26 protein-coding genes and 3 pseudogenes are annotated in these 25,650 nt (G+C 64.0%); 18 read left to right on the forward strand and 11 right to left on the reverse strand.

All coding sequences use genetic code 11. The features are described 5' to 3' along the window. Positions 1-42: 42 nt before the first annotated feature. Positions 43-759, reverse strand: a complete 717-nt coding sequence (gene rph / locus EJ077_RS30135) for a ribonuclease PH (protein WP_208698524.1) — start codon at positions 757-759, stop codon at positions 43-45. Positions 760-993: 234 nt separating this feature from the next. Here rph and hrcA point away from each other — a divergent pair, with 234 nt between their 5' ends. The 6 genes and pseudogenes from hrcA to EJ077_RS30165 all read left to right on the forward strand — a co-directional run bounded on the left by hrcA (position 994) and on the right by EJ077_RS30165 (position 6,681). Next, the gene (gene hrcA / locus EJ077_RS30140) at positions 994-2,076 is read left to right on the forward strand and encodes a heat-inducible transcriptional repressor HrcA (protein WP_208698526.1); all 1,083 of its coding nucleotides are present in this window, start codon (positions 994-996) and stop codon (positions 2,074-2,076) included. Positions 2,077-2,251: 175 nt separating this feature from the next. Then, positions 2,252-2,449 carry a hypothetical protein gene (locus EJ077_RS30145; protein ID WP_127277913.1) on the forward strand — a complete coding sequence of 66 codons (198 nt, stop codon included), beginning with the start codon at positions 2,252-2,254 and terminating at the stop codon, positions 2,447-2,449. Positions 2,450-2,535: 86 nt separating this feature from the next. Then, a complete protein-coding gene (locus tag EJ077_RS30150; RefSeq protein WP_208698528.1) occupies positions 2,536-3,885 on the forward strand; it encodes a PQQ-dependent sugar dehydrogenase in 1,350 nt (449 codons plus the stop codon). Positions 3,886-4,000: 115 nt separating this feature from the next. After that, the gene (locus tag EJ077_RS30155) at positions 4,001-4,618 is read left to right on the forward strand and encodes a LysE family translocator (protein WP_208698530.1); all 618 of its coding nucleotides are present in this window, start codon (positions 4,001-4,003) and stop codon (positions 4,616-4,618) included. Positions 4,619-4,796: 178 nt separating this feature from the next. After that, positions 4,797-5,777 (forward strand): cysteine synthase A, encoded by a 981-nt coding sequence (cysK, locus tag EJ077_RS30160; protein WP_135933151.1) that lies wholly within the window; start codon positions 4,797-4,799, stop codon positions 5,775-5,777. A 288-nt stretch (positions 5,778-6,065) separates the two neighbouring features. Then, positions 6,066-6,681, forward strand: a pseudogene (locus EJ077_RS30165) (glutathione S-transferase family protein). Positions 6,682-6,711: 30 nt separating this feature from the next. Here EJ077_RS30165 and EJ077_RS30170 read toward each other — a convergent pair. Beyond that, positions 6,712-7,956: an RNA polymerase sigma factor gene (locus EJ077_RS30170; protein WP_208703171.1), complete on the reverse strand. Its 1,245-nt coding sequence runs from the start codon at positions 7,954-7,956 to the stop codon at positions 6,712-6,714. Between the two features lie 7 nt (positions 7,957-7,963). Beyond that, the gene (locus EJ077_RS30175; RefSeq protein WP_208698531.1) at positions 7,964-8,332 is read right to left on the reverse strand and encodes a YciI family protein; all 369 of its coding nucleotides are present in this window, start codon (positions 8,330-8,332) and stop codon (positions 7,964-7,966) included. 129 nt (positions 8,333-8,461) lie between these two features. Between EJ077_RS30175 and EJ077_RS32450 the strand changes: the two are divergent. Then, positions 8,462-8,611, forward strand: a pseudogene (locus tag EJ077_RS32450) (DUF1850 domain-containing protein); the annotation flags it as partial. A 229-nt stretch (positions 8,612-8,840) separates the two neighbouring features. Here EJ077_RS32450 and EJ077_RS30185 read toward each other — a convergent pair. After that, positions 8,841-8,981: a hypothetical protein gene (locus EJ077_RS30185; RefSeq protein WP_013892047.1), complete on the reverse strand. Its 141-nt coding sequence runs from the start codon at positions 8,979-8,981 to the stop codon at positions 8,841-8,843. A 403-nt stretch (positions 8,982-9,384) separates the two neighbouring features. On the opposite strand from EJ077_RS30185, the gene EJ077_RS30190 reads away from it, so the two are divergent. The 3 genes from EJ077_RS30190 to ligD all read left to right on the forward strand — a co-directional run bounded on the left by EJ077_RS30190 (position 9,385) and on the right by ligD (position 13,423). Next, complete coding sequence (locus EJ077_RS30190) at positions 9,385-9,891, forward strand: ferritin-like domain-containing protein (RefSeq protein ID WP_208698536.1); 507 nt, start codon at positions 9,385-9,387, stop codon at positions 9,889-9,891. Between the two features lie 109 nt (positions 9,892-10,000). Further along, positions 10,001-10,873 (forward strand): Ku protein, encoded by an 873-nt coding sequence (locus EJ077_RS30195; RefSeq protein ID WP_208698538.1) that lies wholly within the window; start codon positions 10,001-10,003, stop codon positions 10,871-10,873. Positions 10,874-10,882: 9 nt separating this feature from the next. Beyond that, complete coding sequence (gene ligD / locus EJ077_RS30200) at positions 10,883-13,423, forward strand: DNA ligase D (RefSeq protein ID WP_208698540.1); 2,541 nt, start codon at positions 10,883-10,885, stop codon at positions 13,421-13,423. A gap of 191 nt (positions 13,424-13,614) precedes the next feature. On the opposite strand, the gene EJ077_RS30205 is transcribed toward ligD, so the two are convergent. Further along, positions 13,615-14,289, reverse strand: a complete 675-nt coding sequence (locus EJ077_RS30205) for an ArsR/SmtB family transcription factor (protein WP_208698542.1) — start codon at positions 14,287-14,289, stop codon at positions 13,615-13,617. A gap of 161 nt (positions 14,290-14,450) precedes the next feature. Here EJ077_RS30205 and EJ077_RS30210 point away from each other — a divergent pair, with 161 nt between their 5' ends. Together EJ077_RS30210 and EJ077_RS30215 are read left to right on the forward strand one after the other, a co-directional pair. Continuing rightward, positions 14,451-14,783 (forward strand): NIPSNAP family protein, encoded by a 333-nt coding sequence (locus tag EJ077_RS30210; protein WP_208698544.1) that lies wholly within the window; start codon positions 14,451-14,453, stop codon positions 14,781-14,783. Beyond that, positions 14,780-15,115: an antibiotic biosynthesis monooxygenase family protein gene (locus EJ077_RS30215; RefSeq protein WP_208698546.1), complete on the forward strand. Its 336-nt coding sequence runs from the start codon at positions 14,780-14,782 to the stop codon at positions 15,113-15,115. Before EJ077_RS30210 ends, EJ077_RS30215 begins: the two co-directional genes overlap by 4 nt. 174 nt (positions 15,116-15,289) lie before the next feature. On the opposite strand, the gene mbfA is transcribed toward EJ077_RS30215, so the two are convergent. After that, a complete protein-coding gene (gene mbfA / locus EJ077_RS30220) occupies positions 15,290-16,273 on the reverse strand; it encodes an iron exporter MbfA (RefSeq protein ID WP_208698548.1) in 984 nt (327 codons plus the stop codon). Between the two features lie 172 nt (positions 16,274-16,445). Here mbfA and EJ077_RS30225 point away from each other — a divergent pair, with 172 nt between their 5' ends. From EJ077_RS30225 to EJ077_RS30235, 3 genes are all read left to right on the forward strand, one after another. Then, the gene (locus EJ077_RS30225; RefSeq protein ID WP_208698550.1) at positions 16,446-16,769 is read left to right on the forward strand and encodes a hypothetical protein; all 324 of its coding nucleotides are present in this window, start codon (positions 16,446-16,448) and stop codon (positions 16,767-16,769) included. A gap of 376 nt (positions 16,770-17,145) precedes the next feature. Continuing rightward, complete coding sequence (locus EJ077_RS30230) at positions 17,146-18,123, forward strand: threonine/serine dehydratase (protein ID WP_208698552.1); 978 nt, start codon at positions 17,146-17,148, stop codon at positions 18,121-18,123. 104 nt (positions 18,124-18,227) lie between these two features. Further along, a complete protein-coding gene (locus EJ077_RS30235) occupies positions 18,228-18,653 on the forward strand; it encodes a hypothetical protein (RefSeq protein ID WP_208698554.1) in 426 nt (141 codons plus the stop codon). Here EJ077_RS30235 and EJ077_RS30240 read toward each other — a convergent pair. Genes EJ077_RS30240 through EJ077_RS30255 form a run of 4 tightly spaced genes read right to left on the reverse strand, consistent with a single transcriptional unit; the run spans position 18,650 to position 22,350 of the window. After that, on the reverse strand, positions 18,650-19,786 hold the full coding sequence (locus tag EJ077_RS30240; protein ID WP_208698556.1) for an ABC transporter permease: 1,137 nt from the start codon (positions 19,784-19,786) through the stop codon (positions 18,650-18,652). The two genes, EJ077_RS30235 and EJ077_RS30240, sit on opposite strands and share 4 nt — an antisense overlap. Beyond that, positions 19,783-20,703: an ABC transporter ATP-binding protein gene (locus EJ077_RS30245; RefSeq protein ID WP_208698558.1), complete on the reverse strand. Its 921-nt coding sequence runs from the start codon at positions 20,701-20,703 to the stop codon at positions 19,783-19,785. Before EJ077_RS30245 ends, EJ077_RS30240 begins: the two co-directional genes overlap by 4 nt. Next, on the reverse strand, positions 20,700-21,653 hold the full coding sequence (locus EJ077_RS30250) for an HlyD family secretion protein (protein WP_208698560.1): 954 nt from the start codon (positions 21,651-21,653) through the stop codon (positions 20,700-20,702). The genes EJ077_RS30245 and EJ077_RS30250 overlap by 4 nt, the downstream gene beginning before the upstream one ends. Before the next feature lie 13 nt (positions 21,654-21,666). Then, positions 21,667-22,350: a CerR family C-terminal domain-containing protein gene (locus EJ077_RS30255; protein WP_208698562.1), complete on the reverse strand. Its 684-nt coding sequence runs from the start codon at positions 22,348-22,350 to the stop codon at positions 21,667-21,669. Between the two features lie 90 nt (positions 22,351-22,440). On the opposite strand from EJ077_RS30255, the gene EJ077_RS30260 reads away from it, so the two are divergent. From EJ077_RS30260 to EJ077_RS30270, 3 genes and pseudogenes are all read left to right on the forward strand, one after another. After that, positions 22,441-22,914 (forward strand): CYTH domain-containing protein, encoded by a 474-nt coding sequence (locus EJ077_RS30260; RefSeq protein WP_208698564.1) that lies wholly within the window; start codon positions 22,441-22,443, stop codon positions 22,912-22,914. Next, a complete protein-coding gene (locus EJ077_RS30265) occupies positions 22,911-23,855 on the forward strand; it encodes a CHAD domain-containing protein (RefSeq protein WP_208698566.1) in 945 nt (314 codons plus the stop codon). Before EJ077_RS30260 ends, EJ077_RS30265 begins: the two co-directional genes overlap by 4 nt. 35 nt (positions 23,856-23,890) lie before the next feature. After that, positions 23,891-24,022, forward strand: a pseudogene (locus tag EJ077_RS30270) (lipo-like protein); the annotation flags it as partial. A gap of 214 nt (positions 24,023-24,236) precedes the next feature. On the opposite strand, the gene EJ077_RS30275 reads toward EJ077_RS30270, so the two are convergent. Further along, on the reverse strand, positions 24,237-25,613 hold the full coding sequence (locus EJ077_RS30275) for an adenylate/guanylate cyclase domain-containing protein (RefSeq protein ID WP_208698568.1): 1,377 nt from the start codon (positions 25,611-25,613) through the stop codon (positions 24,237-24,239). Positions 25,614-25,650 lie beyond the last annotated feature (37 nt).

The following is a 25,650-nucleotide window of genomic DNA, read 5'->3' on the forward strand; positions in this document are numbered from 1 at the left end:
GCCGGCAGGCCAGAGAGGGGGTCTCAAGCTCGGCATATAAAATCAAGCCACCGCCATCTGCTGCAAACTCACCAACCGCTGGATGCCCTTCTTGGCCAGGCCCATAAGCGCCGCGAACTGGTCCTCGGAGAAGGGCTCGCCCTCGGCGGTGCCCTGGATCTCGACGATGCCGCCCTTGCCGGTCATGACGAAATTGGCGTCGGTGCCTGCCGAGGAATCCTCGATATAGTCGAGATCGATGACCGGCTGGCCGTCATGGATGCCGCAGGAAATCGCCGCGACATGATCCTTCAGCACTTTCGAAACGCTGGCCATCTGCCGCGCTTCCATCCAGCGCAGGCAGTCATAGAGCGCCACCCAGCCGCCGGTGATCGAAGCGGTGCGGGTGCCGCCATCGGCCTGGATGACATCGCAGTCGACGGTGATTTGCTGTTCGCCCAGCGCCTGCAGGTCAACCACGGCGCGCAGTGAACGGCCGATCAGGCGCTGAATTTCCAGCGTGCGGCCGCCCTGCTTGCCGGCGGAAGCCTCGCGGCGCATGCGCTCGCCGGTCGAGCGCGGCAGCATGCCGTATTCGGCCGTGACCCAGCCCTTGCCGGAATTGCGCATCCAGCCCGGCACCTTTTCCTCAAGGCTCGCGGTGCACAGGACATGCGTGTCGCCGAATTTCACCAGGCACGAGCCTTCGGCATGCTTGGAGACGCCGCGCTCGAAGGAGATGGCGCGCATTTCGTCGAATTGGCGTTTTGAGGGGCGCATTCAGGCTTCTTTCCAGTCATTTTTCGGAATCGTGGCCGGCTTGTAGCCCCACCAAGCCCATGGCGCAAAGGAAAATGGCCGAGCGATCCGGCACCGGTGATCTGACGCAGGCACCGGGTGATCTGGCACAGACACCGGGTGATCTGGCACAGACACCGGGTGATCTGACACAGACACCGGGTTGCGCGCGGGTAACGGAAGTCTATATCCTTGAGCCGGAGGTTTTTGGCCGCAATGACCAAGGCAGTCGATCCCGCGTCGCGGTCGCCCGCGCTTCAATCGCTCGACATGCGCTCGCGCGACATCTTCCGGCGCATCGTCGATTCCTACCTGAAGGACGGCGAACCCGTGGGCTCGCGCAGCCTGTCGCGCATCCTGCCGTCCTCGCTGTCGCCCGCTACCATCCGCAATGTGATGAGCGACCTCGAGCATCTCGGGCTGATCTACGCGCCGCACATTTCGGCCGGGCGTCTGCCGACGCAGGCCGGCCTGCGTTTCTTCGTCGACGCCTTCATGGAACTCGGCGACCTTTCCGACGAGGAGCGCCGCACCATCGAGGCGCAGGTGCGGGCCTCCGGCTCGGGCGCGACGCTGGAGCACATGCTGACAGAGGCCAGCCAGATGCTGTCGGGCATGTCGCGCGGCGCCGGCCTGGTGCTGGCCGCCAAGAACGAGGTGGCGCTGAAGCACATCGAATTCATCCAGTTGGAGCCAACCAAGGCGCTGGCCGTGCTGGTGTCCCAGAATGGCGATGTCGAGAACCGCGTCGTCGACCTGCCGGCCGGCATCACAGTCTCGCAATTGCACGAGGCCTCGAATTTCCTCAACGCCCATATTCGCGGCCGCACTTTGGCCGAGGCGCGCACCGAGATCGCCCGCATCAAGGAAGAGACAAGAGCGGCGCTCGACACGCTGTCGCAGGACCTCGTCGAGAAGGGACTGGCGGTGTGGGCGGGCGCCGAAAGCGGCCTGCCGGCGCGGCTCATCGTGCGCGGCCGCGCCAATCTGCTCGAAAACGTAACCGCCCAGGCCGACATCGAATTGCTGCGCCACCTGTTCGAGGACATGGAGACGCAGGACGGGCTGATCCAGTTGCTCGACCTCGCCGAGGAGGGATCGGGCGTGCGCATCTTCATCGGTTCTGAAAACAAGCTGTTCTCGCTGTCGGGCTCATCGCTGGTGGTGGCGCCCTATCGCGACAAGGACGCGCGCGTCGTCGGCGCCCTCGGCGTCATCGGTCCGACCCGGCTCAACTATGCCCGCATCGTGCCGATGGTGGATTACACGGCGCAGCTGATATCGCGCATGCTGCGCTAGGTGTATCGAGATTCAGGTGAGGCCGGTCTGCAAACGGCTGCTACCTGCGCTTCCGGTGCTCACGTACAAAAGTACGCTCCGCTCCGGTTCTCGGCATCAACCGTTTTCGACTCGGCCTGACCAGAATCTCGACACCTGGAGCCCAAGTCGAAACAGGCCGCAAAGGAGAAAAAGAATGGCGCTGGAATCATTCAAGGCCCAGATCAGTCTGCTGCTCGAGGAGATGGTCAACCAGCCGGAGGACCAGCACGAAATTCAGGAACAGCTGCGCGAAAAACTGCGCGAAATGCGCGCCATGGGCCTGCCGTTGCCCGCAGATCTCGTTGCCCTGGAAAAACGCTTGGATGACGATTTTTACGCTGCCGGAACCTGATTCCGGAAGTTTGCTTCGAACCACCGTGCGTGACGGAACCCACGGACAGACCGATCGTTGGTTTCCTTCACGATCGAGTGGAGGAAATGATGCGATTGGCCGGACTGGCGATGTCCGCACTGTTTCTCACGACCGCGGCTCTCGCCCAGCAGGCCGATCAGCCTGTGCTCAAAGGCGCGGCGGCCTTCGGCGACTGGCGGGCGGACAGGCCCGGTGTGCGCCGGCTGATCAAGCCGGAAGACCTGCCAAGGCCCTATGCCACCAAATCCGCCTCGAACGGCGCCGGCATTGTCGATATGCCGGCGGATGCAAAGCCGCACCTGCCGTCCGGGTTCTCGGCCAAGCTGATCGCCTCGGGGATCGACAATCCGCGCGTCGTGCGCGTCGCCCCAAACGGCGACCTGTTCGTTGCCGACAGCGAAGCCAACCAGGTCCGCGTCTATCGCCTGACGAAGGACAGCGCGAAACCCGCCGAAAACGGCATCTTCGCAGGCGGCCTCAACCAGCCCTATGGCATTGCCTTCTATCCCTTGGGCAACGATCCGCAATGGGTCTATGTCGCCAACAGCGACAGCATCGTGCGCTTTGCCTATCGCAATGGCGACCTGAAGGCCTCGGGTGGCCCGCAAACCATCGTCGACAACATTCCAGCGAACCACCACTGGACGCGCGACATCGCCTTTTCGCCCGACGGCAAGACACTTTACCTCTCCGTCGGCTCCGGCTCGAATGTCGCCGAGGATATGGGCAAAAGACCCAAAGGCGGGCTCGATGCCTGGGTCAAATCCAAGCCGCTCGGCGCCAGCTGGGGTTCCGAGGCGGGCCGGGCAGAGGTGCTGGCCTTCGACCCCGACGGCAAGAACGGCCGCGTCGTCGCCACCGGGCTACGCAACTGTTCGGGCATGACCGTGCAGCCGGCAACCGGCGCGCCGTGGTGCGTCGTCAACGAACGTGACGCACTCGGCGACAATGTGCCGGCCGAATACGCGACATCGGTCAGGGAAGGCGCCTTCTATGGCTGGCCCTGGTATTACATCGGCAACAATGAGGACCCGCGCCATAAGGGCGAGCGTCCCGACCTCGCCGGCAAGGCCGATATTCCCGACGTGCTGATGCAGGCGCATTCGGCGCCGCTCAACATCGCCTTCTATGATGGCAAAAGCTTTCCGCCGGAGTATCGAGGCGATGCCTTCGTGGCCCTGCACGGCTCGTGGAATCGCGGCAACAGAACCGGCTACAAGATCGTCCGCCTCCTGTTCAAGGACGGCAAGCCGACCGGCGAATATGAGGATTTCATGACCGGCTTCGTCACCTCCAATGGCGAGGTCTGGGGCCGGCCTGTGGGCGTGGCGGTGGCCGGCGACGGATCGTTGATCGTGAGCGAAGACGGCAACGGCACGATCTGGCGCGTGACTTATGATGGCGGCCGATCCTGACCCATCCTTGCGGCCGGACCATTGCTGTCTGGTGCAAGCGAATCCCGCGCGCAGGGCGTTCTTCCGGAGCCGGCCTCGTGCGACAAGGGCGTAATCGCCCGTGGACGCCGACACCATGACCCTCACCGGATTCCTTGCCTACAGCGCCGCTCTCGGCATCGCCGCCGCCATTCCCGGCCCCGGCATCACCGCGCTGGTCGCGCGTGCGCTGGGCTCGGGCTTTCGCTCTTCGCTGGCCATGTCCTTCGGCCTGATGCTCGGCGACCTCACTTATCTGACCGCCGTGGTGCTGGGCCTCGCCTTCGTCGCACAGGAGTTCGGCATGGTTTTCCTGGCGATCAAATGGGCCGGCGTCGCGTATCTCGCTTTCCTCGGCTGGCGCTTCTGGACCGCCGGTATCACGCCCGAAACCATCGAAGCCAGGAAGGGCAAGGGCGGATTGCTGTCGAGCTTCGCCTCCGGCGTCACCGTGACGCTCGGCAATCCTAAGACGATGATCTTCTACCTCGCCATCACGCCGACCATCGTCGACCTGAAGACGATCACGCTTGCCGATTACGGCATTCTCGTCGCACTGACGGTCGTCGTCCTGTTCGTCGTGCTGGTGCCTTACCTGGCGCTCGCCGCCAAGGCACGCTGGTTCCTGAAGTCGCCGCGCGCGCTCAAGGTGCTGAACCGCACCGCCGGCGCGTTCATGGTTGGCGCGGCGGCGGCGATCGCTGCTCGTCAGTAGGTCGTTTCGGCCAAACCATTCCGTGGCCCGGCTGTTTCGAGAAATGCTTTTCCGAGGGCCAGGCGTTTTCAGGCACACGCCCCACTCGGATATTTTCGAGCCGCAGCCTATCTTGCGCGGCTGAAAGCCCTATTCTGTCGGCTACTGCCAATTGCCTGAAATCCAGGGAGCGAAACCAATGAACAAGCCCGTCACTTCCGCCCGCGTGCCCGGCCGCGGCCGCATCTACAATTCCATCACCGACACGATCGGCGATACGCCCCTGGTACGGCTCGACAAGTTCGCCAAGGAGAAGGGCATCGTCGCCAATCTGGTCGCCAAGCTCGAATTCTTCAATCCGATCGCCTCGGTCAAGGACCGTATCGGCGTGGCGATGATTGAAGCGCTGGAGGCAGCGGGCAAGATTGCGCCCGGCAAGACCACGCTGATCGAACCGACATCCGGCAACACCGGCATCGCGCTTGCCTTCGCCGCCGCCGCCAAGGGCTACAAGCTGATCCTGACCATGCCGGAGACGATGTCGGTAGAGCGCCGCAAGATGCTGGCGCTGCTCGGCGCAGAGCTGGTGCTGACCGAAGGCCCGAAAGGCATGAAGGGCGCCATCGCCAAGGCCGACGAACTGGCCGCGACGATCCCCAACGCCATCATTCCGCAGCAATTCGAAAACCCCGCCAATCCGGAAATCCACCGCAAGACGACGGCGGAGGAAATCTGGAACGACACCCAGGGCGAGATCGACATCTTCGTCGCCGGCATCGGCACCGGCGGCACCATCACCGGCGTCGGCCAGGTGTTGAAAAAGCGCAAGCCCGCGCTGCATGTCGTCGCCGTCGAGCCGGATGCCTCGCCGGTGCTGTCGGGCGGCCAACCCGGCCCGCACAAGATCCAGGGCATCGGCGCCGGCTTCGCGCCAAAAATCCTCGACACCACGGTCTATGACGAGATCGTCAAGGTCTCGAACGAGGACTCCGTCGCCAATGCGCGGCTCATCGCCCGCCTCGAGGGCGTGCCGGTCGGCATCTCGTCGGGCGCGGCGCTGCAGGCGGCGATCGTCGTCGGTTCGCGGCCCGAGAACAAGGGCAAGACCCTGGTCGTGGTCATCCCCGACTTCGCCGAGCGCTATCTGTCGACGATCCTGTTCGAGGGACTTGGGGCCTAGGGTTTCGAACTCCCGTCTTTCCTTCTCCCCTTGTGGGAGAAGGTGGATCGGCGAGTTAGCGCCGAGACGGATGAGGGGTGTTCCAGCGGAGTGAGACGTTGGTATTCCCTGGAGCACCCGTCATCCGACCTCGCTTCGCGAGGCCACCTTCTCCCACAAGGGGCAGGGAAGGCCCCGCGTGCCTGGCCCGCAGAAAAACCTGCCGTGGCGCGCCGTACCCGACTTGAGCAGACCCCTGCTTCCAGTGCAAATCTCCAGCGGCCCTGGTTCGGGCCGGGGGAGGATTTCATGTACAAGCTCTACACGCGTCCCGGCAGCGGCGGCTTTGTCGTCGAGGCTGCACTGGCGCTGATCGATGCGCCATTCGAACAGATCGACGTGCCGAAGAGCGAGGCGCCCGATCCGGCCTTTCTCGCCATCAGCCCGTTGAACCAGGTACCGGTGCTGACCTTGCCGGACGGACTTTCGATCACCGAATCGGCGGCGATCTGCATCCTTCTCGCCGCGCGCCGGCCTGGCGCCGGCGGCCGATGAGCCGGCGCGCGCGGAGTTCCTGCGCTGGATGGCGTTCATGTCCTCAGTGCTCTACCCGGCGGTGCTGCGGCTTTACTATGCCCATCGCTACACGACGGATGCCGAGGGTACGAAGGCGGTGAAACAGGCGGCGGTCGCCGAGATGGACCGTGGTTTTGCCGTTGTCGATGCGGCCTTGCGCGGCCGCGACTGGCTCGTCGGCGATAAGATGTCGCTGGCCGACATCTATCTCGTCATGCTTGTGGCCTGGCATCCCGACATCGACAGAGCGCGGGCGGCCTGGCCTGATATCGAACGCCTGTGGGCGCGGTTGCGCCAGCACCCGCTTATGAAGACGCTCAACACGTCACACGAGATGTGGCCGGCCTGATCGGCCGAAAGCCGCCCGCGCTCCTGGACCTCACTGTATGAGCGCGGTGCGTTTTGCCTGCAGGAAACGGCGCACCGCCGGATCGCGCTCAAGGCCGATCGCGCGATCAAAGGCCTCGACCGCCTGCGGTCCCTGGCCGAGCCTGGCCAGGAGACCGGCACGCGCGGCCCAGTAGGGCTGATAGTCATTGAGCCGCTTGTCGTCGCCCAGCACGTAAAGGGCCGCCAACCCCGCCACCGCGCCCTCGGTCTCGGCGATCGCCACCGCGCGGTTGATCGCCACGACCGGCGATCCCGCGATCGACAACAGCGCGTCGTAGAGTTCGCGAATCGCGATCCAGTCGGTGCGGCCGGTGAGCCGCCGCGCCGCATGCACGGACTGCACGGCCGCCTCCAGCTGGTAGCGGCCGATGACACCCTTGGTGGCGGCGCCGCGAAGACATGCTTCGGCCTCGTCGACCAGGACATGATCCCACAATGCATGGTCCTGATCGGCGAGCGGCACATAATCGCCGGCCGGGTCGCGCCGCGCCGCGCGGCGCGCCTCGGCGAACAGCATCAGCGACAGCAGGCCCAGCGCCTCCGGCTCGTCCGGCAGCAGCGAAGCCACCAGCCGGCCGAGCCAGATGCCTTCGGTGGCGAGGTTGCGGCGCCGAGTCTCGGTACCAGCCGGATCGGACCAACCCTCCGCGAAAGCGGCGTAGATCGCCTCCAGCACCGCATCCAGCCTTTCACCGAGCTCGGCCCGCTCCGGCACGCGGAACGGAATGCCGGTCTCGCGGATGCGGCTCTTGGCGCGCACCAGGCGCTGGCCCATCGTGGCCGGCGAGAGCAGGAAGGCGGAAGCGATCGTCGCGGCATCGAAGCCGAGGATGGTCTGCAGGATCAGCGGCGCCCGCACGCCGGGTTCGATCGCCGGATGGGCGCAGGCGAACATCAGACGCAATCGTTCGTCAGGCAGGTCCTCTTCGGTCATGCGCGCCTCCGCCTCCTCGGCAATCAGCTTGAGATGGTCACGACCGGCTTCGCTGGTCAGCCGCCGCCGCACCGCATCGACACGCCGCCTCCTGGCCACGGCGAGCAACCAGGCTTCCGGCTTTTCCGGCACGCCGGAGCGCGGCCAGCGTTCGAGCGCCGCGGCAAAGGCGTCGGCCAGCGCATCCTCGGCGGCGGCCACGTCGCGCGTGCGCGCGGCGAGCCAGGCGACCAGCTTGCCATAGCTCTGCCGGGCGGCGGCCTCGGCGGCCGCCCGGGCGATCTCCGGGCGACTGTCCATCACGCCGTCACGCCTTGGGCATGTATTCATCCATCTCCCAGATCGGCCGCAACTCGACCGTGCCGGTGCTGGCGGCAGGACAGCGCGCCGCCCATTCGATGGCGGTGTCGATGTCGGCCGCCTCGATCATGTAGAAGCCGGCGAGCTGCTCCTTGGTGTCGGCATAGGGGCCGTCGATCACGTTGGTCTTGCCGCCAGCCATGCGCACCGAGGTCGTCGCCTGGGAGGGACGCAGCCTCTCGCCGGCCAGCCACGTGCCGGATTTCTTCAACGCTTCGGTATAAGCGCCATAGGCGGCGCTCATCTGACGGGCCGCCTCGACCGGCACGTTCGCCAGCGCGGCTTCGTTGGCGTAGATCAAAATCATGTATCGCATGGGTCTTCTCCCGTGGTTTCGAAGGCCGCGTCCTTGCGGGGCCAGACGTATGTCGCGCGGCGGTGGCCGATTTCGACAGGTTGCGGAAAAAACTTTCGTCTCCGGCCGCGCCTTGCGCAAGCGGGCATGCGTTTCAAGGGCTCGGGGGCCGGCATGGAGCCGCCGGAAGGTGCCGGGCTGAGAGATGGCTGGTGGATTTATGCGCCCAAAGTGGGCGCGCAGCGTCGCGTCATGCTCGCCGCCTCCGGCGCCACCGGCGATGGCTGGACGCTGTGCACGGATGGCTTTGCATCAAAGGATGGGAAAGGCGGCTTGGGACGGTCGGTCACGCTGGCCTCGGCTGCTTATGTCCTGTGACACTAAGTCAGCCGATGGCGGTCTCAAAGACGCGGCGATGTCGCACGCTGTCTGCCGGCGAAAGCCGGACGTTCGGCGCGATAGGTCGTGGCGCGCGACGATGCACCCGGCCTGCAGATGCGGCTGTTGTGGCGGCTCTCGAAAGTCATGGTCAGTGCGCGCCCAGCGAGGTGCCGCGACGGGCGCAGGCCGGACCGGGGCCGCGCATGTAATAGCGCTCGGGCCGATAGGTCGGCGCGACGAATTCGCGGATGGCGGCGGCATAGCCGATGAGGTGCGTGAGGAAGTTCATTTTACCTGGTCCCTGTCCCGATTTTCGGATGTCCCTTCCGAAGTGCGAGAACGATAGCATCGAGGCGTGAATACTCAGTGAACGCGATGTTAATTTTTGGTCGAAAACCCGTCGCTTCGTGGCCGGAATGCGGCTGATTCGGGGTGTTTCGGTGCTCTTTGTCGTCATTTCGGCTGGTGTGACTTTTGCATCACATATGTTTCGTTTGAATGTCGCCTTGGCGCGCTTTTGTTTCAACTTTCGAACCGTCCCTGGAATTTCCTTGCCGGATGGCTGGTAGGCCCGGAACCGGCCCGGGCAACGGACGTTTGGGATCATAGGACCGGCATTGCCGGCTCACAGCTGCCGCCTGCCGGCAGGCCGGAATCCCGACACAAGCAAGAGCAATGGAAAGGCTGAGATCATGGGTTTCTTTTCGAAGGACATCAAAACACTGGACGATCTCTTCGTGCACACGCTGCGCGACATCTATTATGCCGAGAAGCAGATCGAGAAGGCGTTGCCGAAGATGATCGACAAGGCAACCGATCCGCAATTGAAGGCCGGCTTCGAAAAACATCTCGAACAGACCAAGGGCCATATCGAACGCGTCGAGGAGGTGTTCGAGTTGCACGGCGTGAAGGCCAAGCCGGTGAGCTGTCCGGCCATCGACGGCATTCTCGAGGAGGCCGACGACGTCAGCAGCGACGTCGACGACAAGGATGTACTCGACGCCGCGCTGATCGCCTCCGCCCAGGCCGTCGAGCACTATGAGATGACTCGCTACGGCACATTGATCGCCTGGGCCAAACAGCTCGGCCGCAGCGACTGCGCCAATGTGCTGGCCAAGAACCTCAGGGAAGAGCAGGCGACGGATCGCAAGCTGACCGAAATGGCGGAAAGCAAGATCAACCTGCAAGCCGCCGAATAGGGGCTGACAGCCAGGGCCGGCGGCAACCGCGCCGGCCCCGGCCGGATCGCGTTGGAACCGAGCGGGGTGGTCGTCCGTTCCAGCTGATCTTTCTCAAGGGGAAATCATCATGGCGCCGCGCCCGGCCTGGAAAGGCTATCTGAAGCTCTCGCTGGTCACGTGTGCCATCGAACTGACCAATGTCGTCACCCATGCCGAGAAGGTCTCGTTCCGCATCCTCAACCGCAAGACCGGCAATACGGTGAAGCGGATCTACGTCGATGCCGAGACCGGCAAACCGATCGAGGATGGCGACGAGATCAAGGGCTACGAGATCGACAAGGGCGATTTCGTCCGTATAGAGGAGGATGAGATCGAGGCGGTGCAGATCGAATCCTCGCACACGATGAGCCTCGACGGCTTCGTCGACAAGGCCTCGATCGAGCAGATCTATCTCGACACGCCCTACTATGTCGTGCCGGCCGACAAGGTTTCGGAAGAGGCCTTCGCCGTCATCCGCGACGCCATGGCGGGCAAGAAGATGGCGGGGCTTGCCCGCATCGTTCTGTACAGCCGCGAGCGTCCCGTGGTCATCGAGCCGCTCGGCAAGGGCATGGTGCTGACGACGCTGCGCTACGACAACACGGTGCGCCAGCCGGAGAGCGTCTTCGGCGACATCAAGGCGGTGAAGACCGACCAGGAGATGACCGATCTCGCCGAACTCATCATCGACAAGAAGAAGGCGAAATTCGATCCCTCGAAATTCGAGGACAAATATGAAGATGCCCTGCTTGAGCTTATCCGGGCCAAGAAGGCGGGGCACAAGGCGCCGAAGGCCAAGGCCGCGCCCAAACCCTCCAATGTCGTCAACCTGTTCGATGCGCTGAAGAAGAGCCTCTCGTCGGACTCCGGCCTGTCGAAACCATCATCCTCGGCGAAAGCCAAGCCGGCGGCCAAAGGGGCCAAGGCGAAAAGCGTTGCGCCGAAGCGCAAATCGGCCTGAGGATACGAGATGGCAAGCCTCGAACAGTATCATTCGAAGCGCGACTTCAAGAAGACCGCGGAGCCGGCCGGCAAGGTTACGCGCGGACAGAAAGACGGCGGCATCTTCGTCATCCAGAAGCATGCCGCCACAAGGCTGCACTACGATTTTCGCCTTGAGCATGACGGCGTGCTGTGGAGCTGGGCGGTGACGCGCGGTCCTAGCCTCGACCCGCACGAAAAGCGGCTGGCCGTGCATGTCGAGGATCATCCCATCGACTATGCCGGCTTCGAAGGCACCATCCCCAAGGGCGAATATGGCGGCGGCTCGGTGCTCGTCTGGGACGAAGGAACCTGGACGCCCGAGGACGATCCCGCGAAGATGATGAAAAAGGGCCACATCAACTTCGAACTCGAAGGCCACAAGCTGCGTGGCAAATGGCATCTGGTGCGGCTGCGGCCGCGCCCGGGCGAAAAACGAGACAACTGGCTGCTGATCAAGTCCGACGATGCCGCCGCACGCCCCGGCGAGGATATTCTGGCGGACGAGCCGAAGTCGGTGAAATCGGGCCTGACGATCGAGGAGGTCGGCGAAGGCAAGGCGGCCAAGGGCGAGAAACCCAAGGTCTGGCACTCGAACAAGCCGGCCACCGGCAAGGCCAAGGCCGGGGCCAGGAAACTCGACTTCATCGAGCCGCAGCTCGCGACGCTTGAGCGGGACGCACCGTCGGGCCAGGACTGGCTGCATGAGGTGAAGTTCGACGGCTATCGCATGCAGGCGCAGATCGCCGGCACCGACGTGCGGCTCTTGACCCGCACCGGGCTCGACTGGACGGAAAAATTCGGCGGCGAAATCGCGGCCGAACTCGCCGGGCTGAAATGCAGCGATGCCATCATCGACGGGGAGATCGTCGTGCTGGCCGACAGCGGCGTGTCGTCCTTCGCGCTGCTGCAGCAGGATCTGTCGGCGAAGCGGACGAACCGATTCCTCTATTATGTGTTCGACCTGATGCGGCTCGACGGCAAGGATTTGCGCCGGAAACCGCTGGTCGAGCGCAAGCAGGCCTTGCAGGACCTGCTCGGCGAGCAGGCCGACAATGCGGCGGTGCGTTTCTCCGACCATTTCGCCGAACCGGGCAAGATCATGCTGGAACATGCCTGCCGCATGGGGCTGGAAGGCGTGGTCTCAAAACGCGCCGATGCGCCCTACCGGAGCGGGCGCGGTCCGACATGGGTCAAATCGAAATGCACCGCACGGCAGGAATTCGTCATCGGCGGCTATCTGCCGTCGGACAAGACCGGACGCGGCCTGCGTTCGCTGCTGGTCGGCTATTTCGAAGACGGCAGCCTGCACTATGCCGGCCGGGTCGGCACCGGCTTCTCCACCAAGGGTGCCAACGACCTGAAGAAGAGGCTCGATGCGCTGAAGGCAGACGCCTCGCCCTTCGATGCGGCGGTGCCGAAGGGCAAGGGCCTTGTCTGGGTCAAGCCGGAACTGGTCGGCGAAGTGGAGTTTCGCAGCTGGACCTCGGACCGTATAATACGCCATGCTTCGTTCCAGGGGCTGCGCGAGGACAAGCCGGCGGAGGAAGTCGTGCAGGAAAAGCCAAAGGCGGCGACAGGCAAGCCAGCGACAGGCCAGCCAGCGACGGGCAAGAGCCCGGCCAAGGCCAAGCCGGCGGCAAGCAGCGCCGGTAGGCCTGCCGGTGGGATGACGACTTCCGTAAAGCTCTCCCATCCCGACAAGCTTTTGTGGCCCGACGAGAAGATATCCAAGCAGGGCCTGCTCGATCATTACGCGCTGGTCTGGCCGCGCATGGAACAGTTCGTCGTCAACCGGCCGCTCAGCCTGGTGCGCGCGCCGGACGGCGTTGGCGGGCAGCGTTTTTTCCAGAAACACGCCTCGGCTGGCATGAGCGACAAGATCGCCCGGATGAAGGATCCAACCGACGGCGAGGAAATCCTGTTCATCCGGGATTTTGACGGGGTCGCGGCGCTCGTCCAGTATGGTGTGGTCGAGATCCACATCTGGGGCTGCACGATCGACAAGCTCGAACAGCCGGACCAGATCGTCTTCGACCTCGACCCCGACGAGGGCGTCGATGTTAAGGCAGTGCGCGAGGCGGCGCTCGACATCAGGGGTAAGCTCGACGAGCTGTCGCTGCCCAATTTCGTCAAGACATCGGGCGGCAAGGGCTTTCATGTCGTCGTGCCGCTGAAACCGTCGGCGGATTGGGCCGAAGTCAAAGACTTCGCCCATGATTTCGCCAGGGCGCTGGAGCAGGGTGCCCCCGACCGCTACACGGCGACGCTGTCGAAGAAGGCGCGTACGGGAAAAATCTTCGTCGACTATCTGCGCAATGGCAGCGGCGCCACCACCGTCGCACCCTACTCCTCACGGGCCAAGAAGGGCGCGACGGTGTCGATGCCGGTGACCTGGCCCGAGATCGAGGCCGGCCTGGCGCCGAACGCCTTCCCGATCGGCGACAAGACGACGCTGGCGAAGCTGGCGGAAGCCGACCCATGGAAGGACTTTTTCAGGCAGGGGAAGGCTTTGAAGCGGACCCCATGATTTCGTCATCCTAGGGCGGAGCGACGCAAAGCGTCGCGCAGAACCCTAGGATCCATGCCGCGACTTCGGCCGCAGATCGGGGCAGAGCGGACTTCAGGACCGTATTATCGTTGGGAAGTTCCCGGCATGGATCCTCGGGTCTGCGCCGCGTCGCTGCGCTCCTTGCTTCGCCCGTGGATGACGAAGCAGGTTCACCCCAAAAACACCCTTTCGAACGCCTGCTTGCCCGGCGGCGAAAATACCACCGCGCGGCTGTCCTTCTCGCGGCGTGCCCATTTCTCGGCAAGGATCTTGTCGAGGATGGCGGCGCCCAGCGTGCCGGCGAGGTGCGAGCGCCGCACGCTCCAGTCGAGGCAGGCGCGGCACACCGGCCGCCTAGGCTTGGTGTAGACATCGATGCCGATCGCCGCGAAGTGTGAGGCCGCCGACGGGCCGAGCCTGATCTCCTGGTCATCGCGGACCAATATGTTCTTGTCGACAAGACGATCCAGCATCGCCACCGCCTGCTCGCCGGCAAGGTGATCGTAGCAGACGCGCGCGACGCGCATCGCGCCGTCGCGGGGGCCCGGCCGCACGCGCTTGGGGCCTACCGCTTCGGCCACGCCGGTGATGGCTTCGATCATGCCGGCCACTTGCGGGCCGGCCAGCCCGTAATAGCGATGCCGGCCCTGGCTGGCCACGGTCAGCAGGCCGCCCTCCATCAACTTCGACAGATGCGAGGACGCGGTCGGCAGCGACACGCCGGCCTCCAGCGCCAGTTCGCTCGCGGTCAATGCCGTGCCGCCCATCAGGGCGTTCAGCATGTTGGCGCGAGCCGGATCGCCGACCAGGCTGGCGATGCGGGCAATGTCGGGTCCTTCACGCATGGTTTGATCCTCATCGAAGCATTCTTGTCAGATAACCAGTATTCTCGGTCCAGTTCAAGGAGTTGGCACGATGCTCCTGACACCAGGCTGACTAGCACAGAGATGCGCGTGACGTTTCGACCGCCCTCGAACCGTCGTTGCAAAACCCCGAGGAGACCGAGATGACCATCACCTGCTTCATCCGCTATGAGATCGACCCGTTCGGCAAGGCGGCCTTCGAGGAATATGCCCGCAACTGGGGCCAGGCCATTCCGCGCTGCGGCGCCGATCTGATCGGCTATTTCGCGCCGCATGAGGGCTCGGCCACGACGGCCTATGCCGCCTACAACATCGAAAGCCTGGCGGCCTACGAAGCCTATCGCGCCCGGCTTGCCGCCGACCCCGCCGGCAAGGCAAACTACGAGTTCGCGCGCCGCGAACGATTCATCCTCAAGGAGGACCGCATGTTCCTGAAACTGGCGTCCGGCCCCCACGCGCCGTTGGTGAAGGTATGATCGCCGTCATCTTCGAGGTGCAGCCCGCGGAAGGCCGGCGCGATGCTTATCTCGGCATCGCCGCCGAGTTGCGTCCGCTGCTCGACGGCATCGATGGGTTCATCTCCGTCGAGCGCTTCCAGAGCCTGGCCGACCCGAACCGGGTTCTGTCGCTGTCGTTCTGGCGCGACGAGGAGGCGGTCAAGGCCTGGCGCAATACGGAAGAACACCGGCAGGCACAGCAGGCCGGGCGCGACGGTATTTTTGCCGGCTATAGATTGCGGATCGCCCATGTGGTGCGGGACTACGGGCTGGCCGAGAGGGACGAGGCGCCGGCGGACAGCCGGCGGTGAATGGGTAGCGCCTTCCCTTCTCCCCTTGTGGAGAAGGTGGATCGGCGCGTCAGCGCCGAGACGGATGAGGGGTGTTCCAGCGGAGTGAGACGTTGGTGTTCCCTGGAACACCCCTCATCCGACCTCGCTTCGCGAGGCCACCTTCCCCCACAAGGGGGAAGGAAGAAGCGCGCCTCACGCATTGCCGATCAGCACGCCGGCCGCGAACACCAGGGCGCCGCCTAGAACCACCTGGAAGGCGGCACGCAGGAACGGTGTCTGCATGTAGCGGTTCTGGACGAAGGCAATGGCCCACAATTCGAAGAACACCACCACGGCGGCAACGGCGGTGGCTGTCCAGAAATGCGGGATGAGGTAGGGCAGCGCGTGGCCGAGGCCGCCCGCGGACGTCATGACGCCGGTGGTGATGCCGCGTTTTACCGGCGAGCCCCTGCCCGACAGCTTGCCGTCGTCGGAAGCCACCTCGGTGAAGCCCATCGAGATGCCGGCGCCGATCGAGGCGGCCAGCCCGACCAGAAAGGTCTGCCAGGTATCATGGGTAGCAAAGGCGGCGGCGAAGATCGGCGCGAGTGTCGAGACCGATCCATCCATCAGACCAGCCAGCCCGGGCTGCACGTAGGTCAGGATGAACTGGCGCTGTTCGGCGGCGGCTTCTTCGTCCTTCACGTCGCCCGGTACGTGCGTCTGCTCGAGGCGCTGCGCCAGCGTTTCGTGCCCTTGTTCGGCCAGCGCCAGATCGTCGAGCAGCTTTCGCGTCGAGGCATCGGTGGTGCGCTTCGCCGCCTCGACGTAGAACAGGTAGGCCTGCCGTTCCATCGCCTCGGCCTGGCTGCGCACGGCCTCGATGCCGAGCGGCCGCACCAGCCAGTCGGGCTTGCGTTCGTAATAGCCTTTCACATGTTCGCGGCGGATCAGCGGAATCCGCTCGCCGAAACGCTTGCGGAAAAGCTCGATCAGAGAGTCGCGATGGCCATCCTCTTCCTCGGCCATCTCCTCGAACACCTTTGCCGATTGCGGGAAAGTCTCGGCCAGCCCGTCCGCATAGGCCCGGTAAATGCGCCCGTCATCTTCCTCCGATGAAATGGCGAGCGCCAGGATCTCCTGTTCGGAGAGCGAATCGAAGGGGCGGCGGCCGAAGCCGAAAACACGGGAAAGCATGAGAAATCACCCTAGTTTAGAATTGTTCTAAACTAGAGTTTACGGGGTCCGTGGTCAATCGCGCGCTTGGCCGCGGTCAAGAATAGTTGAAGCTCCGCTCTGGGTATCGCCCTTCATTATCAGTGAATGTTCGCCTATATTTGGGAAACAAGCCATAAAAAGGAACGAGCTGATGACGGCAAAGACGCCTCCGCACGCCTATGATCCGAAACCGGTCCTCGATCTCATCGCCAGCATCGAGGCCGACCTGCAGCGCCTGAAGGGTCTGGTCGAGCAACAGGTCGAGAAATTCGACCCTGCCAATCCACACAACAAGGCGCCGGACGGCAAGCTGACCGAGGAAGGCGTCGAGTGCTGCTACCGCATGTTCGACGAAGGCAAGTCGCGCTATTCGGTGGCCCAGCAGATGAAGATCTCGTTCGCCGCCGCCACGCATCGGTTCAACAGCTGGCGCAAGCTGGGCGGGAGCAAGCGGCAGCGGACGTTGCTGGGCTAGCGAGCCGCTCCATCGCATCGTCATCTTATGGCGGAGCAAGGAGCGTAGCGACGCGGCGCAGCCCATAGGATCCATGCCGCGACCTATGCCGAAGGACACGACGGCTCAAACGATCGGCTGTGATGATGAGGTGCCCAATTCTGTACCGCATTCGTGCCACGAAGGTCACGGCATGGATCCCAGGGTCTCCGCGACGCCGCTTCGCGGCTGCTCCGCCCAGGGATGGCAAATGTTCAGAGCGTCTCGCCAATCACGGATGTAGCGGCAAAGAGGGCAATTGCTGGTGAGATCGATTTGTATCGGTCACATTTTTTCGTTGGCATCGCGTGAGCCTTTCCGTGCACCATGGCCGGATAGCATCACCACAGGACCCGCCATGACCACCCCTCCCGGCATCGCCGACATCCACGCCGCCGCCGCCCGCCTCTATGGCCTGATCGTCGAGACCCCCTTGCTCGAATCGCAGGAGCTGAACCGGCGCTTCGGCGGCCGCATCCTGTTCAAGCCGGAGACGCTGCAGCGCACCGGTTCGTTCAAGTTCCGCGGCGCCTACAACAAGCTTTCGTCGCTGAGTGAAGAAGAGCGGTCCCGTGGCGTCGTCGCCTTCTCCTCGGGCAACCATGCGCAAGGGGTGGCGGCTTCCGCCGCCATGTTCGGCGTCAAGGCGGTCATCGCCATGCCGGCGGATGCGCCTGACATGAAGATCGCCAATGTCCGCAAAATGGGAGCGGAGGTGGTGCCGTTCGACCGTTTCAAGGACGACCGCATGACGGTGGTCCGTCCCTATCTGGACAAGGGCATGGCGTTGGTGCCGCCCTTCGACGATCCGGCCATCATCGCCGGCCAGGGCACGATCGGACTGGAGCTGGTGAAGCAGGCGCGGATGCTCGGCGTATCGCTCGACGCGGTCGTCATCCCCTGTGGCGGCGGCGGCCTGACCAGCGGCATTTCCGTCGCGGTCAAGGATGCCTCGCCCGGCACCGCGATCTGGGCGGTCGAGCCCGAGCATTTCGACGACACGCGCCGCTCGCTGGCAGCGGGCGCCAGGGTCTCGAACGAGCCGGGTTACAGCTCGATCTGCGACGCCATCCTCACCGCCGAGCCGGGCGCCATCACCTTCGAGATCAACCGCCGCAACCTCGCCGGCGCCGTCGCCGTTTCCGACAAGGCGGTTGCGCAGGCGATGCGCGACGCCATGGCCTATCTCAAGCTGGTGGTCGAGCCCGGCGGCTGCGTGGCGCTGGCAGCCCTGTCATCGGGCGAGATCGAACTGTCGGGCAAATGCGTTGCCGTGGTGCTGTCCGGCGGCAATGTCGATTTCGGCACCTATGCCGGGATCATGGCGGCGGCGTAAATCGGCTTCATCTGCGATTGGACAATCTGAAGGCGCTCGATTACTTTGTCAGGTGCTAGCATTGCGGCGATGTTCCGCGCAGCGAACACGGTTTTCGAGTAATTATGGCCCTTTCGATCTACCTTGCCACGAGGCGGAAACTGACACTCCGTGGCGTAAAGAATACATGCGATGGCAATCCCATCCTTATCGACAAAGATCTATTCCTACTGTTCGTCACACTTGAGCGAGCACTACGCTCGAAATCTTTTGACGCCGTTCAGGCGGCAGTTCAGGCCATCGAGAGTTACGCAACCTCCATCGGCAAACGATATCTCGTCCTTTTTGCATATTGGTATATCCATTTTTCGGATGGAACGCCGAAAATGACCACAATCGACAATGGCTTGGAGGGCGACGGTATGAGGATAACAATGGAATACAGGCGAGCGGTCACGGACGAAGAGATCGCTATCGCTGCTTGGGCCAAGGTGAAGTTCAGCCGATACGGGGATAGTTTCTTCCGTGTGTTGTATTCCCATCAACTTTAATCCAGCGTCCGCCTGAAGCGCACCAGCGCGACGCCGGCGAACAGTGCCACGAAAGCCACCAGCCAGCCGATCTCGGTCGCCACCGCCGGCAGCTGGGCGCCTTTCAGCATCACCGAGCGGGTGATGCGCAGGAAATGCGTCAGCGGAAAGATTTCGCCGAAGGTCTGCGCCCAGTCCGGCATGCCGCGATAGGGGAACATGAAGCCAGACAGCATGATCGAGGGCAGGAAGAAGAAGAAGGTGAGCTGCAACGCCTGCATCTGCGTGCGGGCGATTGTCGAGATCGTGTAGCCGAGCAGCACCAGGGACAGCACGAACACCAGCACCGCCGACAAAAGCAGCGTCATCGAGCCGGTGAACGGGATGGCGAACAGAAGCTTCGACGCCGCCAGCACCACCACCACCTGCACCGCGCCGACCGCCAGATAGGGCAGCACCTTGCCCATCATGATCTCCAGCGGGCTCGACGGCATCGCCAGCAGGTTCTCCATCGTGCCGCGCTCGGTCTCGCGCGTCAGCGCGATCGAGGTCATCATCACCATGGTCATCTGCAGGATGACGCCGAGCAGGCCGGGCACGATGTTGTATTGCGAGATGCCTTCGGGATTGTAGCGCCGGTGGACGACGACATCGAGTTGTCCCTTGGCGGCCTCCGCGGCGGCTTCCTGCATGCCCCGCGCTCTCAGCAGCGCCTGGCCGGCGACGGTGCCGAGCGTCGAGATGGCGCCGCTGGCGACCGCCGGATCGGTTGCATCGGCTTCGATCAGGATCTGGGGCTTGTCGCCGCGCTCGACGCGCCGGGCGAAATCGGCGGGGATAGTGACGACGAAGGCGACGTCGCCGCGCGCCATCAGGAACTCGGCCTCCTCGGCGCTCTGCGCGACATGGTCGAAGCGGTAGTAGCCGGTGGTCTGCAGCGCCGAGACCATGGCCCGGGTGTAGGGGTCGCTGCTGGTCGCCACCAGTGCGGCCGGCAGGCTTTTCGGGTCGTTGTTGATGGCGTAGCCGAACAGGACGAGCTGTATCAGCGGCACCCCCAGCATCATGGCGAAGGTGATGCGGTCGCGCCGCATCTGGATGAACTCCTTGATCAGCAGCGCGCCGAGCCTGGCGAAGGAAAAGACGCTGTTCATGCCATATTGTCCTTCGAACCAGACATGAACTGGATGAAGACGTCCTCGAGGCTGGTTTCGCCCGGCGCCACGGTCACGCCCTTGTGCTCTCTCTCGACATCGGCAAGCGCTGCTTCGAGCTTCTTGCGGTCGGAGCCGACGACATGCAGCGTGGCGCCGAACGGCGCCACCTGGTCGACGCCGGGGCGGCCCTCAAGCGCTTCGGCCACCTTGTCAAGCCGCGGACCCTGCACCACGAAAGTGGTCAGCCCTGCGTTCTTCACCACTTCGGCCACGGTGCCGGTGGCCAGCATCTTGCCGTAGGAGATGTAGCTGATGCGGTGGCAGCGCTCGGCCTCGTCCATATAGTGGGTTGAGACCAGCACGGTCAGCCCGCCGCTGGCCAGGCGATGGATCTCGTCCCAGAACTCCCGCCGTGCCTTCGGGTCGACGCCGGCCGTCGGCTCGTCGAGCAGAAGCAGCTTCGGCTTGTGCATGATGCAGGCGGCCAGCGCCAGCCGCTGCTTCCAGCCGCCGGACAAGGTGCCGGCAAGCTGGTTGCGGCGCGTCGCCAGGCCGAGCTCCTCCAATGTCCGGGCGACGTACTCTTCGACCGGTCTCAGCTGGTAGAGCCGCGCCACGAATTCCAGATTCTCGCCGATCGTGAGATCCTCGTAGAACGAGAACTTCTGCGTCATGTAGCCGACTTCGCGCTTGATCCTGAGACTGTCCGTGCGGATGTTGAAACCCAGCACCGTGCCTTCGCCCTCATCCGGCGTCAGCAGGCCGCACATGATGCGGATGGTGGTGGTCTTGCCCGAGCCGTTGGGGCCGAGGAAGCCGACGATCTCGCCCTCGGCGACCGACATGGTCACATGGTCGACGACGGTCTTGTCGCCGAAGCGTTTGACCAGGCCGTGAACGTCGATGGCGTTCATTTTCCTGAAACCGTGAGATCGACATCGACGATCTGGCCGGGCTGCAGCAGCCCTGCATCGCCCTCCGGCCGCGCCTCGACGAGGTAGACCAGCTTCTGACGGTTTTCCAGGGAGTAGATCACCGGCGGGGTGAATTCGGGATCGGGCGAGATATAGCTGACGCGCGCCTTCACGTCCGGGCCGCAGCCGTCGCAATGGACGCTGAGCAGACTGCCGACCTTGACCGAGGAGAAGGCCGCCTCCGGAATATAGACGCTGAGCTTCACCGCGCCGTCGGGGAGGACCGAGATGACAGGCGCGGTCGGGCCCGCCGTGTCGCCGGGATTGCGGATGACGTCGTTGACGCGGCCGGGCGAAGGCGCCGCGAGCGTGCGCTTGGACAGGCGCCACACCGCCTGCTCCAGCTCGGCCTGCGCCTGCTTGACCTGGTTGTCGGCGGCCTTGATCGTCTCGGCGCGCGCCGGCAGGCCGCCGACGGCGAGATTGGCCTCGGCCTGGCCGACCTGGGCGTTGGCGGTCTCCAGCGTTGCCGAGGCGGTGTCATAGTCGGCCTGGGTGCCGGTGCCGCGCTTGTACAGATCGGCGGCCCGGTCGTTCTTTCGCTTGGCGTCGGCGGCCTGTGCCTTGGCCATGTCGACCTCGGCCTTCAGCACGGCGATCTCTTCCGGCCGTTTGCCGACCTGAAGGTCGGCAAACTGCGCCTGCGCCTGTGCCAGCGCCGCCTGCGCTTGCGCCACCGCGATCTTGGCGTCGGCATTTTCAAGTGTCACCACGGTGGCTCCCGGCGTGACGCGATCGCCGCGCTTCACCGTCACCGTCTCGACCTGCGCCACCTCGATCGGCGCCAGCAGCACGTAATCGCCCTCGACATAACCGACGGCGAGCGGTGCGGCCGGCGCGCAGGCACCGAACAGCTGGGCGGCGAGCGGCAGCGAACACAGGAAGCTCATTGTCTTGGTCCCTTCATCCCTGCCCCTTTCGGGCGGCCAGCATGGCGCCGAGGTTGTCCGTGGTGGCCGCCACCACCTTGGCGGCCTCGGCGGCACCGATGTCGGGCCAGCCCATACGGCGCACCACCGCCTCGCGGCCGATGCGGAAATAGATGACCTGGCCGATCAACGTGAACACGGTGAGCCGGGTCCGTTCGCTCTCGGCCGGCTCGCCGGTGGCCTGCTCCCAGAGCAGACACAGGCGGCGATGCGCCGGCTCGAAGACGCCGTCATAGATGCGGTCGAGCGCCGCCGTCGGATGCGACAGCTCGCGCAGCACGAACTGCACGATCTCTCCGGCCTGCGGGCTGGCCACGACAAAGCCGACCATCCGTTCCAGGGCGGCGAACAGCTGCGCGCGCGCCGCCTCCGGGTCGCCAGCCGTCGCGGCCTGTTCATTGAGCGCCTGACCGGCGACGGCCTGAATGGTCTCGACGATGAAGTCGGCGGCAGCGGCGCGAAGCCCTTCCTTGCCGCCGAAATGATAGGCGATCGAGCCGATATTGGCCCCCGCCTCGGCGGCGATCTCGCGCGTCGAGGTGCCGTCGAAGCCCTGCCGACCGAACAGTTTCAGCGCCGCCCGGACCAGCGCGGCGCGCGTCAGCTCCGCCGGGGATGTCGCGCGGCGGGGCGTCTTGGCGTCTGATGATTTGGTCATCGCAACACTTTAATCAATCGATTGATTAAAGTCAACTTGTGTGCGCTGCCGTCTTGCCACCGCCTTCGGCAAACGCTTTAGTGCGCGGCCATGGGCAAGGAAGTCGAGCGTAAGTTCCTGGTCTCCAGCCCCGCATGGCGGGATCTGGTTGAAGCGGATATCCCCATTCTCCAGTTCTATCTCGCCACGGCACCCGGACGAACCGTCCGCATCCGCATCAGTGATGGCGCCTCGGCCAAGCTGACGCTCAAATTCGGCAGCAGCGCGCGCGAGCGCGACGAATTCGAATATCCGATCCCGCTCGAGGAGGCGGTGGAGATGCTGGACTTCGCCATCGGACGTGTCATCGAGAAGACACGTCACCATGTTAGGCATCGCGGCTATCTCTACGAAGTCGATGTCTTTGGCGGCGCACTGGCGGGACTTGTGGTGGCCGAACTCGAAACTCCGGAAGACGTTCCGGATGAAATGCTGCCGGACTGGCTCGGCCGTGAAGTCACCGGCGAACAGAAGTTCTACAACGCGTCGCTCGCCCTCGGGGGAATACCGGAGATCGCCGCATGAGCTTTCGCATAGACCCGCGCCTGCCGCTGACCGGCGAGGTCAGACGCATCCTTGCCGAGGAAATCGGCAGGGCCCTGCAACATCTGGACGTGGCGCGCACACGGCCCGAACAGGGCCTGCACAAATGCCGCAAGCGGCTGAAGAGCGCGCGCGCTTTGTTGCGCCTCATTCGTTCCGGTGACGAAACATTCTGCACCACGGAAAACCAGTGCTATCGCAATGTGGCGGCGCTGCTTGCCGGCCCGCGTGAAGCGACAGCCCTGATCGAAACCATCGATCGGCTGGCGGCGGCCTTTGCCAGGGAAAGCGCCGATGGCGGGCTCGATGCCGTGCGCGACCGGCTGATCGCACGCCAGCATGATTTGTACGAAGGCGCCGGGCTGCAGGCCGCGATCGGCGCGGCCGCCGCCGCCTGCGAAGACGGCATGAAGCGCATGGAAACCCTTACCCTGCCCGACCAGCCGGAACAGGCCGCCGACGTGCTTGCCGAAGGCGCCCGCGGCACCTTGCGCCGCGCAAGGAAGGCGCTCGGCAAGGCCGGCTCGCACGGCGAGGCCAACGATTTCCACGACCTGCGCAAGGCGGCCAAGACCCATGGCATGCACCTGTCGCTGCTCGGCAGGCTGTGGCCGACCCCGATCAAGGCGCGGCGCAAGGCCGTCGACGCGTTGGGCGAACGGCTCGGTGAACTGCATGATGTGTTCGTCATGCGTGCGTTGCTCGAGGCGGCCGACGAGCCGCTGGGACCGCCCGAGGATACGAAACTTCTCGGCAAGCTGCTCAAGCGTTCGGAAAAGAGCCTGAAGAAGGCGTGCCTTGCCGAGGCGGCTGAACTCTTCGGCGACAGCCCCAAGCGTTCAACGAAAAGGCTTGCCCGCAAGGCCCGCGACGATCTTGCCGGCTCGGCCGAAGACGCCGGCGCACTTGCGGCCACCGGCTGATCCGGACCGAACATGCTTTGCCCTCGGCGCCGGCCTTGTCGCCCTTTTTCCGCATCGTCAAGCCGATGCTGGAATATGGTTTCGACTACCGGCAGATGGTCTGGGACGACAAGGCAAGCACAGAGGCCGCAGCCGCAAAGGATGGCGCAACCGCGACGGACACGTGATGGCTTTCGGCCTATAGCGGTTCAGCGTTTGACAGAATCGCCGACCCGCTCTAACTCTTTGTTTTCACGCAATTCCCAAGGGGAAGCGCTGCGCGCTTCTCCCGGGAAAACCGCTACGCACTTTTCCTGGAATTGCTCTAGGTCAGGGCATGCTCCCATGGCGCTGCCTGCCGCTAACCCGCCGAGGTGCAGGCGTTTCACATGGCGGCCTAAATTACGCCGGAACCGCGATAGCACCCTGGTTTTCGGCTCTGTGTTCGACCCAGACATGGACGGGTTCGTCCCGGCCGCGGATGCTCATCGGTCCATGATCGCGCGCATTCAGCGGTGTCGTGGGCGATTCCGCCTTCGCGGCCTCAATCAGTCGTGACCCAAAGCAAATGTTCGCCTGAAGCTCACGGCAGAGCGACTGCAAACGGCTGGCGACGTTGACGGTGTCGCCCACCACCGCGAAGGACAGATTGCGCTCGCTGCCGACCGCGCCGATGACCACCGCGCCATATTGTGCACCGATCCGAACGTCCAGCGGCGGGTATCCCCTGGACACACGCTGCACATTCCAGTCTTCGAGAGCGGCGATCATCGCTTCAGCGCATTGGATGGCCCGGGTCGCGTCGTCATGGCTGGCTTGCGGAACCCCGAATGTCGCCATGATGCAATCGCCGATATAGTTATCGACGGTGCCATGGTGGTCGAAAACGACTTGTTCCATGCGACGGTGGAACTGACGCAGAAGTTCGAACACTGCTTCGGCCGGATGATCCTCGGAATAATGTGTGAAGCCGACGATGTCGGCGAACAGCACCGCGATGTCCTGCCGGCGGACCGGGCCGAAGGGCTCGTCATCGGTGGCGAGCTGGTCGACGACATTGGGCGAAAAATGCCGGGCGAGATTGGCGCGGGCGCGCTCTGCCTTGACATAGTCTTCCGACAGATGTCGGGAACGAAAGACGACCAGCGCCATGATCGCGCCGATAATCAGCACAACCAACACGTTGGTCGCCTGCGCAAATGTATCGACGAAATTGGGGTTGAGATAGAGGTTCAGTCGCTCTGTCATTGGCAGCGAATAGAGGTTCGTCGCCGGAATTACGGTTCCCGGATGGGAAATCACCCATCCCACCCCGATCGCCCATGCCAGGGCCGCGAGCGCGCCGAGATAGAGTGCCAATCGTGTCGAAAGGGTCAGAGCGCCAAGGCATACGAAAATCAGCAGGTATTTAAAGCTGCCCTCGCGCAGTTGCATCGCGGCCGGCGCGACCTCGAGGGAAAACGGATTGGGCGTTATCAGCAGAACGGTCAACAGAATGATGTCCAGCGTACCGGCGACGTAACCAATCCACCATCGCGCCGCGCGACGGCGAGCAAAGAGAAATTGGATCAGGCCGACAAGCTGGAACAGCACGAGGCCCGCCAGCACGAAGAGCAGCGAAGCATCCCAACGGCTGATCAATGAAAAGAAGCAGGAGATCACGGCGAGCGATGCCGTACGCGCCCAGAACTGTAATGCAGCACCCTGGCGTTCTGCGCGCGCCCGCAAATTTTTCAGGCGCGAATAGCGGCGAAGTTCAAGTGTTGGCTGGGTCGACATAGGATCACTTCGATTTCACGGGGACGTGTCACGCTTT

It is taken from the genome of Mesorhizobium sp. M8A.F.Ca.ET.057.01.1.1 (assembly GCF_003952565.1).
Taxonomy (GTDB): domain Bacteria; phylum Pseudomonadota; class Alphaproteobacteria; order Rhizobiales; family Rhizobiaceae; genus Mesorhizobium.

Coding starts and splice junctions, on each gene's coding strand:
- rph (WP_208698524.1), bottom strand. CDS start 759: ATGCGCCCCTCAAAACGCCAATTCGACGAAATGCGCGCCATCTCCTTC.
- hrcA (WP_208698526.1), top strand. CDS start 994: ATGACCAAGGCAGTCGATCCCGCGTCGCGGTCGCCCGCGCTTCAATCG.
- EJ077_RS30145 (WP_127277913.1), top strand. CDS start 2,252: ATGGCGCTGGAATCATTCAAGGCCCAGATCAGTCTGCTGCTCGAGGAG.
- EJ077_RS30150 (WP_208698528.1), top strand. CDS start 2,536: ATGATGCGATTGGCCGGACTGGCGATGTCCGCACTGTTTCTCACGACC.
- EJ077_RS30155 (WP_208698530.1), top strand. CDS start 4,001: ATGACCCTCACCGGATTCCTTGCCTACAGCGCCGCTCTCGGCATCGCC.
- cysK (WP_135933151.1), top strand. CDS start 4,797: ATGAACAAGCCCGTCACTTCCGCCCGCGTGCCCGGCCGCGGCCGCATC.
- EJ077_RS30170 (WP_208703171.1), bottom strand. CDS start 7,956: ATGGACAGTCGCCCGGAGATCGCCCGGGCGGCCGCCGAGGCCGCCGCC.
- EJ077_RS30175 (WP_208698531.1), bottom strand. CDS start 8,332: ATGCGATACATGATTTTGATCTACGCCAACGAAGCCGCGCTGGCGAAC.
- EJ077_RS30185 (WP_013892047.1), bottom strand. CDS start 8,981: ATGAACTTCCTCACGCACCTCATCGGCTATGCCGCCGCCATCCGCGAA.
- EJ077_RS30190 (WP_208698536.1), top strand. CDS start 9,385: ATGGGTTTCTTTTCGAAGGACATCAAAACACTGGACGATCTCTTCGTG.
- EJ077_RS30195 (WP_208698538.1), top strand. CDS start 10,001: ATGGCGCCGCGCCCGGCCTGGAAAGGCTATCTGAAGCTCTCGCTGGTC.
- ligD (WP_208698540.1), top strand. CDS start 10,883: ATGGCAAGCCTCGAACAGTATCATTCGAAGCGCGACTTCAAGAAGACC.
- EJ077_RS30205 (WP_208698542.1), bottom strand. CDS start 14,289: ATGCGTGAAGGACCCGACATTGCCCGCATCGCCAGCCTGGTCGGCGAT.
- EJ077_RS30210 (WP_208698544.1), top strand. CDS start 14,451: ATGACCATCACCTGCTTCATCCGCTATGAGATCGACCCGTTCGGCAAG.
- EJ077_RS30215 (WP_208698546.1), top strand. CDS start 14,780: ATGATCGCCGTCATCTTCGAGGTGCAGCCCGCGGAAGGCCGGCGCGAT.
- mbfA (WP_208698548.1), bottom strand. CDS start 16,273: ATGCTTTCCCGTGTTTTCGGCTTCGGCCGCCGCCCCTTCGATTCGCTC.
- EJ077_RS30225 (WP_208698550.1), top strand. CDS start 16,446: ATGACGGCAAAGACGCCTCCGCACGCCTATGATCCGAAACCGGTCCTC.
- EJ077_RS30230 (WP_208698552.1), top strand. CDS start 17,146: ATGACCACCCCTCCCGGCATCGCCGACATCCACGCCGCCGCCGCCCGC.
- EJ077_RS30235 (WP_208698554.1), top strand. CDS start 18,228: ATGGCCCTTTCGATCTACCTTGCCACGAGGCGGAAACTGACACTCCGT.
- EJ077_RS30240 (WP_208698556.1), bottom strand. CDS start 19,786: ATGAACAGCGTCTTTTCCTTCGCCAGGCTCGGCGCGCTGCTGATCAAG.
- EJ077_RS30245 (WP_208698558.1), bottom strand. CDS start 20,703: ATGAACGCCATCGACGTTCACGGCCTGGTCAAACGCTTCGGCGACAAG.
- EJ077_RS30250 (WP_208698560.1), bottom strand. CDS start 21,653: ATGAGCTTCCTGTGTTCGCTGCCGCTCGCCGCCCAGCTGTTCGGTGCC.
- EJ077_RS30255 (WP_208698562.1), bottom strand. CDS start 22,350: ATGACCAAATCATCAGACGCCAAGACGCCCCGCCGCGCGACATCCCCG.
- EJ077_RS30260 (WP_208698564.1), top strand. CDS start 22,441: ATGGGCAAGGAAGTCGAGCGTAAGTTCCTGGTCTCCAGCCCCGCATGG.
- EJ077_RS30265 (WP_208698566.1), top strand. CDS start 22,911: ATGAGCTTTCGCATAGACCCGCGCCTGCCGCTGACCGGCGAGGTCAGA.
- EJ077_RS30275 (WP_208698568.1), bottom strand. CDS start 25,613: ATGTCGACCCAGCCAACACTTGAACTTCGCCGCTATTCGCGCCTGAAA.